The organism is Streptomyces sp. NPDC002265, from assembly GCF_040296125.1.
Lineage (GTDB): Bacteria > Actinomycetota > Actinomycetes > Streptomycetales > Streptomycetaceae > Streptomyces.
Map to the genome: position 1 here is coordinate 42,584 of NZ_JBEOWS010000015.1, position 15,669 is coordinate 58,252.

A 15,669-nucleotide genomic window follows, 5' to 3' on the forward strand; every position below is an offset into this window, starting at 1 on the left:
GGCCTCGCAGGGCCAACCTCGCGGGGGTGGTGCCGTGTCGGCGCAGCACCACCCCCGCGGTCATACGCTGCCGGACCCGCAGGTCAGCCGAGCGGCCGCGCGCGTTCCACCACCGCCGCCAGGTCCAGGGTGGACGGCAGGGTCCCGAAGGCCGCGCCCCAGTCGCCGCCCAGCCGGGAGGCACAGAACAGGTCCGCGACCTCGGTCGGCGCGTACTGCACGAGCAGCGCCCCCTGGAGCACCAGCGCCAGCCGTTCGGCGAGCCGCCGGGCCCGGCCCTCGATGCCCTCCAGATCGGCGAGTTCGGTCAGCAGGTCCTTGATCGCCCGGTCCAGCCGGTGGTCCGCGCCACGCGCCCGCCCGACCTCCTGGAGGTAGGCGTGCAGCGCCTGCGGCTCCCGCTGCAACGCCCGCAGCACGTCCAGCGCCTGGACGTTGCCCGCGCCCTCCCACACCGAGTTCAGCGGCGATTCGCGCACCAGTCGGGGCAGGCCCGACTCCTCGACGTACCCGTTGCCGCCCAGGCACTCGGCGGCCTCCACCGCCACCGGCGCACACCGCTTGGTCACCCAGAACTTCGCCGCCGGCACCGCGATCCGCAACAGCGCCCGCTCCTGCTCGCCCCCGTCGTCGCAGGCGGCCGCCAGCCGCAGCGCCAGCGCGGTCGCCGCCTCCGACTCCAGCGCGAGATCGGCCAGAACATTGCGCATCAGCGGTTTGTCCAGAAGCCGCCCGCCGAACGCCTCCCGGTAGGTGCAGTGGTGCACCGCCTGCGCCACGGCCTGCCGCATCAGCCCCGCCGAACCCAGCACACAGTCCAGCCGGGTGGCCGCGACCATCTCGATGATGGTGCGCACCCCCTGTCCCTCCGCACCCACCCGGCGCGCCCAGGTCCCGTCGAACTCGACCTCGGACGAGGCGTTCGACCGGTTGCCCAGTTTGTCCTTGAGCCGCTGGAGCAGGAACACGTTGCGGGAGCCGTCCGCCAGCACCCGCGGCACGAGAAAGCAGGTCAGACCCTCGGGAGCCTGCGCCAGGACCAGGAACCCGTCCGACATCGGCGCCGAGCAGAACCACTTGTGCCCGGTCAGCGCATAGGTGCCGGCCTCGGCGAGCGGCACCGCGGCCGTCGTGTTGGCCCGGACGTCACTGCCGCCCTGCTTCTCGGTCATGCCCATCCCGAACAGCGCGCCCGCCTTCTGTCCGGCGGGCCGCAGCGTCCGGTCGTACAGCGCGGACGTCAGCCGCGGCTCCCACTCGGCGGCGAGCGCCGGATCGTGGCGCAGGGCCGGGACGGCCGCGTGCGTCATCGACAGCGGGCAGCCGGTCCCGGCGTCGACCTGCGTCCACACCAGGAACCCGGCCGCCCGTCGCACATGCCCGCCCGGCCGCGTCCACGCCCCGGTCAGGCCCGCCGCGACACCCTTGCCGAGCAGCCGGTGCCAGGCCGGGTGGAAGTCGACCTCGTCGATCCGGTTGCCGTAGCGGTCGTGGGTGCGCAGCCGCGGCGGGTTGGTGTCGGCCTGCACCCCCCACTCCTGCACCTGGGCCGACCCGGCGGCCCGCCCCAGCGACTCGAGTTCGTCGCGCGCCTCGTCGAGCACCGCCGGGTCGACATGCCGATCGACCGCCTCGGCCAGTGCCCGGTCGGCCGAGTAGACGTCGTACCCGGTCAGGGGCGGGGGCTGATTGGTCACGGAGTGCGTCCTGCCTGCCATACCCCGGAACCTACCGCCCGCCCCGCCGGCCCGGACCGCCGAGACACGGAGGTCCGGGCCGGGCAGGCAGGGCAGGCGGCGGTCCGGTACCGGTCAGCCCAGCCGGGACAGCGCGGTCTCCAACGGGTCCTCCGTCAGCGCCTCCTCCGGCCAGCCAGGGCAGTACACCGTGTCCAGATAGCGCTCACCGAGGTCGGGGGCGATACCGACGGCCGTGAGACCGGGGCGGCCGTGCTGCGCCAGCCACTGTCCGGCGCCACTGACGACCGTGCCGGTGGAGCCGCCGAACAGGAAACCCCGCGCGGCCAGCCGACGGCAGGTGCGCACGGTGTCCCGCTCCTCGACCCGGACCACGTCGTCGACGTACGACGTGTCGAGCAACGGCGGCTCTACGCTCGAGCCCAGGCCCGGAATCATCCGGCGGGCCGGGGCGCCGCCGAAGGTCACCGAACCGACACTGTCCACGGCGACCACCCGCACCCGCCGCCGCCACTGCCAGAACCAGCGCGCACAGCCCATCAGCGTGCCGGTGGTGCCGGCGCCGACGAACAGCACGTCCAGGTCGGGGAAGCGACGGGCGATGGCGGGCGCGGTGGTGCGGTAGTGCGCCCGCCAGTTGCCCGGGTTGGTGTACTGGTTGAGCCACACATACCGCTCGTCCGAGGCGCACAGCGCCCGCACGTACGCGATCCGGGCGCCCAGCAGGCCGTTCACCGGGTCGGGCTCCCGGATCACATGGACCCGGCTGCCGAGCGTCTCCATCAGCCGGATGGTCGGCTGGTTGCACCGCGCGTCGGTCACGCACAGGAACCCGTAGCCCCGGCTCGCGGCGATCACGCTCAGTGCCACGCCCAGGTTCCCGGACGACGACTCGACCAGGACCGAGCCCGGCCGCAGGACGCCGGCGCGCTCGGCGGCGTCCACCATCTCGCGCGCGGCCTTCAGCTTGACGGACCCGGCGAAGTTGAAGCCCTCGCACTTGAGGTAGAGCGGAAGCTCCAGCGCGGCCCGCAGGTCGACGTAGAGCTCCTCCTCGTTGAACTCCGAGGGATCGGAGATGACGGGCATGTTGTCCCCCTGTTCCCGCTGCATGCCCCGCCGGTCATCCGTGCCGGCGCAGTTCGTGGAAGAAACCGTCGACGACGCGCAGTTCGCCCAGCCGGACCATCTCGTCGTGGACGAACCGGCCGACCGCGAGGTCGAGCACGCCCAGCCCGAACGGCGAGAAGACCACCGTCCGGTCCGCCGGGACCTCCGCCCGCCCGGTCAGCACGTCGTGCAGTGTGCCGTCGAGGAACTCACGGCTCCCCGTGAGGCGTTCGACGAGATGCGGCGAGGTGTCGGCCTTCAGGCAGTGCTCGACGTCGTCGACGAAGTTGGCCGAGGCGAGCAGGATCCGCGGATCCAGATCGCGCAGCGACACATGCAGCACCAGCGGATGGTGCGCGAACCAGGCCAGGTCGTGGACGTGCGGCTGAGCCGCCACGGTGGCGAAGACCAGCAGATCGCTCGACCGGACCAGGGACTCCGCGCTGTCGTGCACGGTGATCCGGCCCTTCGTCCCCGACCGCTCCAGATAGCCGCGGAAGCCCGCCGCGCTGTCCGCGGACAGGTCGTGCACCCCCGTCTCCTCGAACTCCCAGCCCGTCGCGGTGAGATGGGTGTGCACATAGCGGGCGATCAGCCCGGTGCCGATGAAGCCGACCCGCGCCGGACGCGGCCGGGACCTGCTCAGCCGGTCCGCGGCCAGCGCCGCCGAGGCCGCCGTGCGCGTGGCGCTGATGACCGAACTCTCCAGGCAGGCGTACGGATAGCCGGTCACGGGGTCGTTGAGGATCAGCACCGCGGACGCGCGCGGCAGCCCCGAGCGGGTGTTCTCCGGGAAACTGGAGATCCACTTCAGTCCGTCGACCCGCTGTGGCCCGCCGAGCGAGGCGGGCAGCGCGATGATCCGCGCCGACGGGCGGTCCTCGAAGCGCAGGAAGTACGAGGGCGGGTTCACCGACTCGCCCTCCCCGTGCAGCCGGTACACCTCCTCGACGAGCCGCCCGACCTCGGGCTCCCTTCCGTGCAGGGCCCGTTGGACCTGCTCTCCGGAGATGACCGCGAACGCGGGCGCGTCGATCCGGTCCGGTGTCGTCGTCATACCGTTCCCACCTCGTTCTCCATTGCTGTCGGCGCGTGGCCGACCGGCCGGACCGGGTCGCCGAGCGCGGCGAGCACCTCGCGCGGTCCGGTGAAGGGCTCCCTGCCGTGCGCCGTACGGATGTTGTCGACCAGCAGCAGATCGCCGGACTGCCACGGCTCGCGCACGGTGTGGGCCTCGTACACCTCGTTGATGCAGGCCACGACGTCCTCGCCGATCGGGTCCCCGCCGCCGAACCGGGTGCTGAAGGGCAGCCCCTCGGGGCCGTAGACGTCGGTCAGGTACTCGCGTACCTCGGGCTCCATCGTCCACTCGCTCAGGAACGAGATCTGGTTGAACCAGCAGCGTCTGCCGTCGGCCGGATGCGTGAGCACGGCACCCCGCCGTTGCCGGGTGCGCAGCGCGCCGTCGTCCTGCCAGGCGAACTCGATGCCGTGCGCCCGGCAGTAGCGCTCGACCGTGGCCCGGTCGTCGGTGCCGAACGCCTCGGCGACCGACGCCCCCAGCTCGTCGTGGTAGGTCCGGGCCAGTGTCCAGCCCTCCTTCTCGAACCGCTCGGTCAGCTCGGCGGGCAGCGCCTGGAGAACCGCCGCGGCGTCGGCCAGCGGGGTCGCGCCGCCCTCGGCCGGCGCCTCCAGGCACGCGAACAGCAGCAGGCCCGGGAACTCGTCGGCGTAGCTCAACTCGTGGTGCAGGCACATCTGCTGGTTCGGCGGCCACTTGGTGGAGGAGTACACGCCGTCCCCGTACGTCCGGCGCGGCGCGAACGGCTCCCGGTCCTGCATCAACGTGTCGGTCAGCCGCCGGAAGACGGCCGCGCAGGTGTCCGGGTCGCCCAGGCCGAGACCGCGCACCAGCACGCGTCCCTGCCCGGCGACGACCGCCCGCAGCGCGTCACGGTGCGCCTCCGCCCAGGCGACAGGGTCGCCGCCGGGGTCGGCGTGCAGCAGCGGCGGACTGCCCGGGGCCAGCGACAGGCCCGGCAGGACGAGGGGAGATGAGGACGTCATCTCGTGGTTCCTTTCGGTGGTGCGGATGAGCGGTAGTGCGGGGGGTGGACAGAGGGTGCGGCGGGCGGTCGCCGCCGCTCAGGCCGTGGGGCCGAGCAGGACCGCCAGATCCGCGAGGACCGGATGGCGGGTCACGTCCTTGAGGGTGACCGCCCGGTCCAGCGCGATCACCAGCCGTACCGCGGCCAGCGAGGTGCCGCCGCGGTCGAAGAAGTCGTCCAGGCGGCCGATCCGGTCGGCGGGGATGCCGAGCACCTGCGACCAGGCCGCGGCCATCCGGTGCTCGTCCGGTGTGTCGGGGCCGCCCTCGACCGCGCCGAGCTGCTCGGCGAGCACGCCCAGCGTCCGGCGGTCGATCTTGCCGTTCGCCGTCAGCGGCAGCCGGTCCCGCCAGTGGACGGCCGAGGGGACCATGTAGGCGGGCAGCGACGCGGCCAGCCGCTCCCGGACGGCCCGCGCCTCGACCGGAGACGCACCGGTGCAGAACGCCACCAGGCGGGTACCCCGGACGACCACCACCGCGCCGTCGCGGATCCCGGGCACCCGCAGCAGCGCGCTCTCGACCTCGCCGAGCTCGATCCGGAAGCCGCGCACCTTCACCTGGCTGTCGCGCCGCCCGAGGAACTCCAGCTTCCCGTCGGGCAGCCAGCGCCCGTGGTCGCCGCTGCGGTACAGCCGCTCGCCCGGGCGGTACGGGTCCGCGGTGAACGCGGCGGCGGTGCGCTCGGGATCGTTGACGTAACCCCGTCCCACGCACACACCGGAGAACACGATCTCGCCGGGCGCCCCGAGCGGCACCGGCGCCAGCCCGGCGTCGACGACGTACGCGCGCACGTTCGCGATCGGCCGCCCGAGCGGGACCCGCGCCTGCTCCGGCACCGCGCGCATGACCTCGTGGTTGGTGTCGTCCGAGGTCTCCGTCAGCCCGTACGCGTTGACCAGCCGGATGCCCGGCCGCGCCGCGAACCAGCGCTGCACCAGCTCCTTCTTGACCGCCTCCCCGGTGACCGACACACAGTGCAGGTCAGGCAGTTCGCGCGGCCGCTGCTCCAACTCGGCCAGCACCGCGTCGAGATACGACGGCACGACCTGGAGCACATGGACCCCGGCCCGCTGGACGGTGTCCACGAACAGCGGCACGTCCAGGATCGTCTCCTGGCCGACCAGCAGCGTCCGCCCGCCGGCCACCGGCCCCGCCAGCAGCTGCCACAGCGAGATGTCGAAGCACTGCGGCGCGGTCTGCGCGACCGTCTGCCCGGCCTCGATCCCCAGGTCGTCGATCTTGGCGAGGAGATGGTTCAGGAAGCCCGCGTGCTCGCACATGGCGCCCTTGGGCTCGCCGGTGGAGCCGGACGTGAAGTAGATGTAGGCGAGTTGGCCGGCCTCGACCTCGACCCCGAGGGCGCTGTCGTCGTGGACCTCGGCCCACACGGTGTCGACCAGCACGGTCCGGGCGTCCACCGCCGCCCGGTCGAGCGTGTCCGTGCTGCCCCGCTCGCCGACGACGAGTTCGCAGCCGGCCCGGGACAGGACGGCCGCGATCCGCTCGGCCGGGAAGTGCGGCTCGACGGGCAGGTAGACGCCGCCCGCCTTGAGCACCCCGAGGACGGCCGCCATCCATTCCAGGTCGCGCTCCATGACGACGGCGACCACGCCCTCCCGGCGCAGGCCCCGGGCCAGCAGCGCCCGGCCGATCCGGTTGGCGCGGGAGTCCAGCTCCCGGTACGTCCACTGCCGGTCGCCCTCGACGGCGGCGATCGCGTCCGGGTGCAGCGCCACCCGCTCCTCGAACAGCTCGTGCACCCGGCGGTCCGGCAGCTCGCGCGACGGGCCCGCCAACTCGGTGAGCTGGTGGCGGACTTCGGCGTCGGACAGCAGGCTCCGCGTGGTGTGGTCGGCCTCGGGGTCGGCGTCGATCAGGGCGAGCGCGGTGAGGTGGTAGCCGGCGATGCGCTCGGCCGCCCGGGCGTCCAGCACGTCGGTGCGATAGCGCAGCCGCAGCCGGCCGTCGTGCACGCTCACATGCAGTACGGCGTCGTCGGCGCCGTCGTGGACGCCGTACGGGTCGAGCACCGTCTCGGCCGCCGGGTCGCCGCCCGGGGCCGCGCTCTCCATCAGCGCCCGCCACGAGCCGGGACCGGCGGACAGCCGGTGGGCGACCGGCTCCTCGCCCTTCGCCGGGACGAACCGGATCGTCACCTCGTGCTCGCCGGACAGCGCGGCGAGCACCTTGGCGTGCGCGGCCAGCAGCACGTGCTCGGACGGCACGTGCTCCGACGGCGGCACCTGCTCGGACGGCAGCACGTGCGCGGACGGCGGCACCTGCTCGGACCGCGGCACCGGCCGGGGCAGCGGCACTTCGTAGGTCGCCATGCCCGGCACCGGGGCGGTGGTCCACCTGGGGATCGTCTCCATCGTTGCTTCCTTCTCCGTCTCCGTCACGCGCGGCGCAGGGCCGTCGCGGGATTGCCGCCCCAGTGCGCCCGCGGCGGTACTTCCTCGCCCTTCATCAGGAAGGAGTCGGGGGCGAGCACGGCGCCGTCGCCGAGCGAGACGCCGTAGTGCACGAGTGCGCCGGTGCCGAGCGTGCAGCCGGCGCCGATCGTGATGTGCTCGGACTTGAAGGTGCCGTCCTCCTGCGAGTGCGACTGCACCTTGGTGTGGGCGCCGAGCGTGCAGTCGTCGCCGATCGCGGTCAGGGTGCGCTCGGTGATGTAGCAGCCGTCGTCGAAGACGCGGCGGCCGATCCGGACGCCCAGCAGCCGCCAGACGACGTTCTTGAACGGCGTTCCGTTGAACACCGCGAGGTGGTGGTCCGGCACCTTCCACAGCCGCTCGTGCCACCAGAAGTACGGGTCGTAGATCGAGCACAGCTTCGGCTGCAGCGGCCGGAACCGGCCGATCACGCGTTCCACCAGTGCCCAGTAGCCGGTGCTGAACGGCAGCGCCACGATCATGGCGGCCCCGATCAGCAGACCGCCCGCCGTGCCCTGGGACCCGGACAGGTCGACGGCGCCGAAGCCGAGCACGGTGAGCAGGCACCAGTGCAGCCAGCGCAGGAACAGGAACAGCCCCATCGTGCGCAGGTTGTGCCGGTTCTTCGCGGTCAGCCGACGGTGCAGCTCGTCGCCCTCGCGGAGGTGGTCGAAGCGGGTGTCGCGCTCCACGGTGCGCGGGATCTCGAAGGGCGGCGAGCCGAGCAGCCCCACGCCCTCGCGGATCTCGCCGTCGAGCGGGACCATCACCTTCGTCGCGAGCAGGCAGTTGTCGCCGGTGCGGCCGCCGGCCGGGTAGGCGATGTGGTTGCCGAGGAAGTTGTGCGCCCCGATGACGGTGCTCGACAGACGGAAGGACGTGGCGGAGAAGTCGGCGTTGACGATCGACAGCCCGTCGGCGACCATCGTGCCGCTTCCCACGGTGGCCAGATGGGGCGACTCGTGCGCGACCGCCGAACCGAAGTTGGAGCCGGTCTGCTCCACCTCGCCCAGGTCGTAGCCGATGGCCCGCAGATAGCCGGTGATGTACGAGCTGTCGCCGAACAGCCAGGTGAAGAAGTGGATGTTGGACAGCCGGGCGATCGCTCGCTGGACCGAGTGGTGCAGGCCGTAGAGCGGATAGGTCCGGTCCGGGCGCACCAGCGGGCGCAGCAGCCTCGGCACCAGGCACACGGCGGCGAGGCCGAGCACGACGAAGGCCGTGAAGAGCACCAGGGACAGGCCGAGCGCCTCGACGTAGAAGCGGGGGTTGTCCAGGTCCTGGCTGTTCGGGTCGGTCAGCCGGTCGAGCGCGGGCACCAGGGGGAGCACCAGATAGGTACCGCCCACGGCGACGGGTACGTACACCAGGAGCACCTGCAGGAGTCCGCCCAGGCCGTAGACGGCGCGGCGCAGGGTCCCGCAGGGCGCGGACGGCACCCGGACGTAGTCGACGTCGGTGGGCTGGGCGGGCGAGCCGTGCCGGTGCTCGCCGGCCGGGACCGCGATCCCGTCGTAGAGCGCGGAGGCGTGGCCGAGCTGGGCGCCGTCGCCCATCGAGACGCCGATGTCGAGCACGGTCTTCTCGCCGACGTACACGTCCTTGCCGAGGGTGACCGGGCCGGTCCGGATCAGCCCCGCGTGGGCCCGGTAGCAGAGGAAGAAGCTCTCCTTGCGGATCACCGTGCCGGAGCCGATGGTCAGCAGGTCGGTGCAGACCGGGACGGAGTGCGACAGGATCGTGACGCCCCGGCCGATCCGGGCGCCCAGGGCCCGCAGGTACAGGACGTACAGCGGGCTGCCGGCGAACAGGACCATCGGGTTGGCGTGCAGCAGCGCCTTGACGAGCCAGAACCGGACGTAGGCGAGGCTCCAGACCGGGAACTCGGTCTCCTTCCAGCGGCCGACGAGCACCCACTTGGCCACCACCGGCACGGTGCAGACCCCGGTGAACACCGCGCCGCCGAAGACCGCCGAGCGCAGATAGACCTCGGCCACGGAGCCGGCGTCGGAGATCCAGGAGTAGCCGCGGGCGGTGACGAGCCCGGTCAGCAGGCAGTACCCGACGAAGACCAGGAGCTGGAGGGCGCCGCACAGGACGTAGCGGGCGGTGCTGCCGGGCGGGGGCGCGGGGACCTCGACCGGGGCGGGGACGTCGGCGGGCTCCTCGGCCAGTGCGGCGGCCAGGCCGCGGATCGTCGGATGGCCGTAGACGTCCTTCATGGACACCGCGGGCAGGTCGGGGTGCTTGCGGACCCGGGCGCAGAACTGCGCCATGACCAGGGAGTTTGCGCCGAGATCGTCGAAGAAGTTGCTGTCGGCGGGGACGTCGTCGCGGCGGACGACGCCCGCGAGGACCTCTGCGAGAGCGCTCTCCAAGCTGGTGCTGGTGCCGGTGACGGCGAGGCCTGGGTCCGGGCCGATGCCCGGGACGGTGACGGTGCCCTTGACGGTGGGCTTGCTCACCACGTGCGCTCCTTGTTGCGGTTTGACTGGTGGTGCGGGTGGACGACGGGAGGAGTGGTCGCGGTGCGCGCCCGCCGGATCGCGGCGGTGACCACGCGTGCCAGCGGCCCCCGGTCCCGGGAGCGGCGCCACACGACGGCGAGGAGCGGTGAGGCCGCGGCCAGTACTGCGTACAACGAAGCGGGGGAGCTCCCCGATACGCCTGTGACGTCCGACCGCTGCCGGACCGCGGCGGCCGGCCCGACCCGGGGCGGCCGCGGCGCGGCGGGATCCCGGCCGTCGACCAGGGGCGGTGACGGCGCGGGCGTCAATGAGCGCGATACCGGCATGTCGGTTCTCCGGACAGGAATGACGGACGTCGGGACGGGCGTGAGGACAGAAGGACGGAACGGCGGACGGAATGAAGGGCGCCATGGCGAAGGGTGGAATGACGAAGGGCGGAATGGCGCCGGCATGCGGCGGCGCTGGGTTCCGGTGTTTGGGCGCAGAAGTGACCCGAGATGTTCGAGTGGAATTCGTTCGAAAGAATGTATGAGTGGCCGCGTGAATGTTTGGCGTGCAGAAAATGGCGTGGTGCAGCACGGCATGACCCACGTGGAACCACGCGGATCACGGGTAACGCGGCTGGATCGGGTCTTGGTCAGAGACCCCTGTTGTCCCCCGTGTCGTGTGCGCCGAGCCCTCCTCGGAGCGCGCAACGAATGCAATCAGAATTCTTTCGAGCCACTCAGGAACGGGTCAAGGGCATTTCGGTCATTGACCCGTTCGCAACGGCCATCCATTCGCCGTACGAACCCCGGCGTTCTCTCGATCACCCGTCCCACCGGGGAACTCACCGAACGGACAGTGCAACTGCTCCGAAGGATTCCGGTTCTTTCGGACGTATAAAACCGGCCAACGCGGACATGACAGAAAAATGGTTCGATTTTACCGGTGGTTTCTTCTGGGTTGCTCATGAATTGCTGCCCGGTTGCGCGGCACGAGGGGGCCAAGCGGCGTCGTGGTCCGGCCGGTCCGCCCGTCACACCAGGGGTGATCTCATGCGCGTGCGGCGGATACCGTTAGGGGGTGCAGCCAGCAAGTCAGTCTCCCGAGCAACCCGAGAGCCCGTCCGGGCGTCTCCACCGGGCCCGTGCCCTCTACCGGAACGTCTCCAAGCGCAGGACCGCCTGGCTGCTTCTGAAGGACACCGTCAACTCCTGCATCGAGTACCGCATCCTCGGTCTCGCGGCCGAGGCGGCGTTCTTCTCGCTGCTGTCCGTACCGCCGCTGCTGCTGAGCCTCATCGGACTGCTCGGCTACGTCGACGACTGGACCGGCACCGACAGCATCAGCAGCCTGGAGAGCAATCTCCTGGAAGCCTCGCGCACCGTCCTGTCGGACCGGGGCGTCAGGGAGATCGCGCAGCCGATCCTGGACGACGTGATGAAGGGCGGCCGCCCCGACGTCATCTCCATCGGCTTCCTGTTCGCGCTCTGGTCCGGCTCCCGGGCGGTGAACGTCTTCGTCGACACCATCACCGTGATGTACGGCCTCGACGGCGTCCGCGGGATCGTCAAGACCCGGCTGATGGCCTTCCTGCTCTTCATCGTGGCGCTGCTGATCGGCTCGGTCGCGCTGCCGCTGATGGTCGCGGGTCCCGACGCGGTGGTACGGGTCGTGCCCTGGTCGGCGACGGTGGTGCAGGTCCTGTACTGGCCGGTGGTGATCGTGCTGTCCGTCGCCTTCCTGACGACGCTCTACCACGTGTCCGTACCCGTGCGCTCGCCCTGGATCGAGGACGTGCCCGGGGCCCTGGTGGCGCTCGCCATGTGGGTGCTCGGCAGCTTCCTGCTGCGGATCTACCTCCAGCACACCATCGAGGGCGCGACGATCTACGGATCCCTCGCCGCGGCCGTCGCCGTCCTGCTGTGGATCGGTGTGTCCGCGTTCGCCGTGCTGGTCGGGGCCGCGGTCAACGCCGCCATCGACCGCGTCTGGCCGGCCGCCGCGACCGCCGCGGCCCGCGCGGCCAACGAGCGGCACCGGGAGGAGGTGGCCGCGGAGTACGTCGCCCGCAGGTCGGCCGCGTGGACGCACGACCCGGACGACCCCGACGACGACGATCTCTACGACGCCGACATGCCGTCCGAGTTCCCCGAGCGCTGGTCCCGCTTCCTGCCGCCGGACGACGTCACGGGACGCCTGCGCACCCACACGAAGAGCTCCCCGAAGGGCAACGGCGTCAACGGCACCAATGCCGGCAACGGCACCGGTGGCAACGGTACGAACGGTGGCAACGGGAACGCGGAGGAACCGCCGACGCCGCAGTGACGGCCGGGGCGGGCCCGGATCGGCGCAGAAGACCGGGTGAGCCGGGGCGCGGACCTGATCGCGCGCTGTTCGCACGCGCCCGTACGCCCGGCCGCATACCCCGCGCGCCTGGCGCGGCCCACCGATTCGGGCGCGGCGGCAGCGCCTCGCGCGTACAAGTGTGCGCCCGGCGTGCCTGGTGCGCTCTGTACGACCGTTTGTGCGCCCGGCGCGCACAAGTGTCTGGTCGGTGCGCCCGCCGCGCCCGACTCCCGCCCCGCGCCCACCGAGCGGCGTAGCCTGACCCCCGTGTACGTGGAGCGGCGGTCCTCCTCGCTGAGCGGCGCGGTGGTGTGGACCCTCACCCCCTCGGCGGCGGAAGCCCGCCCGGTGCTGCCCGACGGCTGCATGGACCTGCTGTGGACCGAGGGCCGGCTGCTGGTGGCCGGTCCCGACACCCGGCCTCACCGCCCCGGGGGCGCGCCCGCGCGCTGGGCGGGCATCCGCTTCTTCCCCGGCACCGCGCCCGCGCTCCTCGGCGTACCGGCGTACGAACTGCGCGACCGGCGGGTGGCGCTCGACGACCTGTGGCCCACCGCGCCGGTACGGCGACTGTGCGAGCGGGTCGACGCGGCGGCCGACCCCGGGGCCGCGCTGGAGGAGATCGCGCGGGAGCGGGCCGAGGCCACGGACCCGCCCGACCCCGTCACGGCGAGTCTGGTGGCCGCCCTGGCCGCGGGCCGTGCGGTCGCCGCGACCGCCGACGAACTGGGTCTGGGGGTCCGGCTGCTGCACCGCCGCTCGCTGGCCGCCTTCGGCTACGGCCCCAAGACGCTGGCGCGCATCCTGCGGCTGCAACGCGCCCTCGCCCTGGCCCGCGACGGCGTCCCCGGAGCCGAGACGGCGGTCCGGGCGGGCTACGCCGACCAGGCCCACCTGGCCCGCGACGTGCGGCAGCTGACCGGTACGACGCTGGGCGCACTGCTGCGCTGAGCGCGTCCCCGTGGCCCGTCCGGCCCGCTCACCCCGCTCACCCCGCTCACCCCGCCTCCAGCGGAGCGAACAGGTCGACGCCGTTGCCGTCGGGGTCGAGCACCACGGCGTACCGCTGTCCCCAGAAGGCGTTCCACGGCTTCAGCTCGCCGTGGTACCCGGCGTCCACCAGCTCCTCGTACACGGAGTCGACCTCGTCCGGCCCCTCGCACCGCAGGGCCAGCGCGGCCCGGCCCTCGCCGGACGGCGCCCGCCACTGCGGACGGAAGGACCGGACGGTGTCCTCCGTGTCCAGCAACAGCCGCAGCCCGCCGGGCAGTCCGATCTCGACGTGCGGTTCACGCTCGGCCCCCTCGGGGATGGTGAAGCCGAGCCGGCGGTAGAAGGCGACGGAGGCGGCCATGTCGGAGACGACCAGCCCGATGGCATCGAATCGTGGACTCATGGGGCAACCGTAGGCGGCGGCCCGGACGCCGGTCTTGAACGAATCGGACACCCGCACGCCTCGGACACCCGCACCCCGTCCGTCCCGTCGGCTCACCGCCTCAGCCGAAGGTGACCGGCCCCCTGGGTGTCCCCACCGTGAACGAGATCCCCACCGGGCCCTGCGCGACGGCGAGTTCCGTGCCGAGGAGGGCCAGCAGCGGTCTGATCGCGTCCGGCTCGGGGGCGGTCGCGGACAGGGCGAGCAAGGGGGTCACCGGCAGACCCGACGCCGAGGGGTGGGCCGAGGCGCCCCAGTCGATGAGGAACGGCACCAGGCCCGAGGGGTGTGCGGTCCCGTCGGTCAGGCGCCACTCCAGCAGCGCCCCGTCGGGACGGCGGCGGCTCATCGCCCGTACCGGGCCGGGGTCGTGGCCATGGGCCCGCGCGGCCGCGACCGTCGCGTCCAGGTCGGGCGGGCTGATCGCCCAGGTGACCGTCCGCGGGGCGGCCAGAGCGTCCACGCCGAACGGGCGCGGACCCGGGACGTCGGGCTGCTCCGGGTCCGGCCCGATGATCTCCAGATAGCTCGTGCCGCCCAGCCCGACGAGGTGGTTGCGGGTGCCGAGCCCGACATGGACACCGCCGGGCGCGGGCGTCACACCGGTGCGCCGGGTGAAGTCGGCCACGGTCGCCGCCAGATCGGGGGTCGCGAGGACGAGATGGTCCAGCAGCGGTACGAGGGCGTCGGCGTTCATCCCGCCCGAGACTACGCTTCCCGTTCCGCCCGGCAACCCCGTAGGCGCGAGGCCCGTGCGGCCGGGCGGGCCTCACGCACCGCGCCGGGCGCGGCCGTCCGCTCCGCTCCCGGCCGGCGTCGGCGAGTCGGCGTACGAGTGACGTTTCTCCGGTGAACCGTCTGCGCCGATGGAGTGAGTAAAGCCCGTCCAAGGGAAGAGTTCGGGACCGCCCTAGAGATCCTCTCGTCCTGGCAAAGGGCGTCGTGTCGGCGACGGCCCGCACGCGGCAGCGTGCCCAACTCCCGAGAGGAATCGGACCTTGACGTACGGCAAGAAGTTGCGCGAACAGATCGCCGGGCCCGGAACAACTCCGCTGATCGGCGTGTACGACATGTACTCGGCGTCGATCGCCGCCGACCACTACGACGGGATGTTCGTCTCGGGCTTCGGCTTCGCGGCCTCGCACTACGGGCTGCCCGACATCGGATTCATCGCCTGGCCGGACATGATGGCGTTCGTCCAGCGGCTGCGCGGCGCGTTCCCGCGGCACCACCTCCTGGTGGATATCGACGACGGGTACGTCGATCCCGAGGTCGCCTGCCATGTGGTGGAGGGTCTGGAGCGGATCGGCGCCTCGGGGGTGATCCTGGAGGACCAGAAGCGGCCGCGCCGCTGCGGACACGCCGACGGCAAGCAGGTCCTGCCGCTGCACGAGTACCTCGCCAAGCTGGAGATGGTGCTGGCGACCCGCCGCGACCTGGTCGTGGTGGCCCGTACCGACGCCACGGACGAGCACGACATCCTGAACCGGGCCAAGACCCTGGCGGCGACGGACGCGGACGTGGTCCTGGTCGACGGGGTCCGCAGTGTGGAGTGGATCCGCCGGATCCGGGACGTGGTGGGGGACAAGCCGCTGCTGTTCAACCAGATCGCGGGCGGCAAGTCCCCGAGGCTCTCGTTGACCGAACTCGCCGAACTGGACGTCGACGTGGCGATCTACAGCACGCCGTGCCTGTTCGCCGCGCACGAGGCGATGCACTCCGCGCTGGCCGAACTCAGGGCGGCGGACGGCCGGCTGCCCGAGGTCGACACCGCGACCGGGGTCGGCGTCAGGGCCGCCACGGAACTGCTGGAGCGCAACATCGCCCGGCTGCGGGACGAGCCCCAGGGCGTGGGCGGGTGAGCCCTGAGGGTGCGCGGCTGCGCACGGCCACCGCTCTCGCGGCGGCCCTGCTGGCCGCGGTGACGGCGCCCGCCGCCGCGGACGGCAGTCTGATCACCGTGCTCGACAACTCCCACGCCGACTCGATCCTGGAGGTCGACCGGTCCGGCAACGTCCAGCAGGGCAGCGGCACCGCCGGCAGCGACCACGAGGGCAGCGCCGTGGACATGGTGGATGCCCTGGTC

The 15,669-nt window shown here is 72.4% G+C and carries 13 protein-coding genes; 4 read left to right on the forward strand and 9 right to left on the reverse strand.

Annotated features, from left to right (window positions below):
* Window positions 1-83: 83 nt before the first annotated feature.
* From ABT085_RS04785 to ABT085_RS04815, 7 genes are all read right to left on the reverse strand, one after another.
* Window positions 84-1,718: an acyl-CoA dehydrogenase family protein gene (locus ABT085_RS04785; RefSeq protein WP_351602113.1), complete on the reverse strand. Its 1,635-nt coding sequence runs from the start codon at window positions 1,716-1,718 to the stop codon at window positions 84-86.
* 93 nt (window positions 1,719-1,811) lie between these two features.
* Window positions 1,812-2,786: a 2,3-diaminopropionate biosynthesis protein SbnA gene (gene sbnA, locus ABT085_RS04790; protein WP_351602116.1), complete on the reverse strand. Its 975-nt coding sequence runs from the start codon at window positions 2,784-2,786 to the stop codon at window positions 1,812-1,814.
* A 34-nt stretch (window positions 2,787-2,820) separates the two neighbouring features.
* Window positions 2,821-3,864 (reverse strand): 2,3-diaminopropionate biosynthesis protein SbnB, encoded by a 1,044-nt coding sequence (gene sbnB, locus ABT085_RS04795; protein WP_351602119.1) that lies wholly within the window; start codon window positions 3,862-3,864, stop codon window positions 2,821-2,823.
* Complete coding sequence (locus ABT085_RS04800; protein WP_351602122.1) at window positions 3,861-4,874, reverse strand: TauD/TfdA family dioxygenase; 1,014 nt, start codon at window positions 4,872-4,874, stop codon at window positions 3,861-3,863. The genes sbnB and ABT085_RS04800 overlap by 4 nt, the downstream gene beginning before the upstream one ends.
* A gap of 78 nt (window positions 4,875-4,952) precedes the next feature.
* Window positions 4,953-7,289 carry a non-ribosomal peptide synthetase gene (locus ABT085_RS04805; protein ID WP_351602125.1) on the reverse strand — a complete coding sequence of 779 codons (2,337 nt, stop codon included), beginning with the start codon at window positions 7,287-7,289 and terminating at the stop codon, window positions 4,953-4,955.
* A 23-nt stretch (window positions 7,290-7,312) separates the two neighbouring features.
* On the reverse strand, window positions 7,313-9,772 hold the full coding sequence (locus ABT085_RS04810) for a Pls/PosA family non-ribosomal peptide synthetase (RefSeq protein ID WP_351602155.1): 2,460 nt from the start codon (window positions 9,770-9,772) through the stop codon (window positions 7,313-7,315).
* Window positions 9,773-9,810: 38 nt separating this feature from the next.
* Window positions 9,811-9,990 (reverse strand): hypothetical protein, encoded by a 180-nt coding sequence (locus tag ABT085_RS04815; RefSeq protein WP_351602128.1) that lies wholly within the window; start codon window positions 9,988-9,990, stop codon window positions 9,811-9,813.
* Window positions 9,991-10,882: 892 nt separating this feature from the next.
* On the opposite strand from ABT085_RS04815, the gene ABT085_RS04820 reads away from it, so the two are divergent.
* Window positions 10,883-12,127 (forward strand): YihY/virulence factor BrkB family protein, encoded by a 1,245-nt coding sequence (locus ABT085_RS04820; protein WP_351602131.1) that lies wholly within the window; start codon window positions 10,883-10,885, stop codon window positions 12,125-12,127.
* Window positions 12,128-12,415: 288 nt separating this feature from the next.
* A complete protein-coding gene (locus ABT085_RS04825; protein ID WP_351602134.1) occupies window positions 12,416-13,099 on the forward strand; it encodes a helix-turn-helix domain-containing protein in 684 nt (227 codons plus the stop codon).
* 46 nt (window positions 13,100-13,145) lie between these two features.
* On the opposite strand, the gene ABT085_RS04830 is transcribed toward ABT085_RS04825, so the two are convergent.
* Entirely contained in the window at window positions 13,146-13,544 is a 399-nt protein-coding gene (locus ABT085_RS04830) for a VOC family protein (RefSeq protein ID WP_351602137.1), read from the reverse strand.
* 100 nt (window positions 13,545-13,644) lie between these two features.
* On the reverse strand, window positions 13,645-14,280 hold the full coding sequence (locus ABT085_RS04835) for a VOC family protein (protein ID WP_351602140.1): 636 nt from the start codon (window positions 14,278-14,280) through the stop codon (window positions 13,645-13,647).
* 301 nt (window positions 14,281-14,581) lie between these two features.
* On the opposite strand from ABT085_RS04835, the gene ABT085_RS04840 reads away from it, so the two are divergent.
* Together ABT085_RS04840 and ABT085_RS04845 are read left to right on the forward strand one after the other, a co-directional pair.
* The gene (locus ABT085_RS04840; RefSeq protein ID WP_351602142.1) at window positions 14,582-15,445 is read left to right on the forward strand and encodes an isocitrate lyase/PEP mutase family protein; all 864 of its coding nucleotides are present in this window, start codon (window positions 14,582-14,584) and stop codon (window positions 15,443-15,445) included.
* Window positions 15,442-15,669, forward strand: a 228-nt coding sequence (locus tag ABT085_RS04845) for a hypothetical protein (protein ID WP_351602145.1), incomplete at its 3' end; no start/stop codon positions are given. The genes ABT085_RS04840 and ABT085_RS04845, both read left to right, overlap by 4 nt.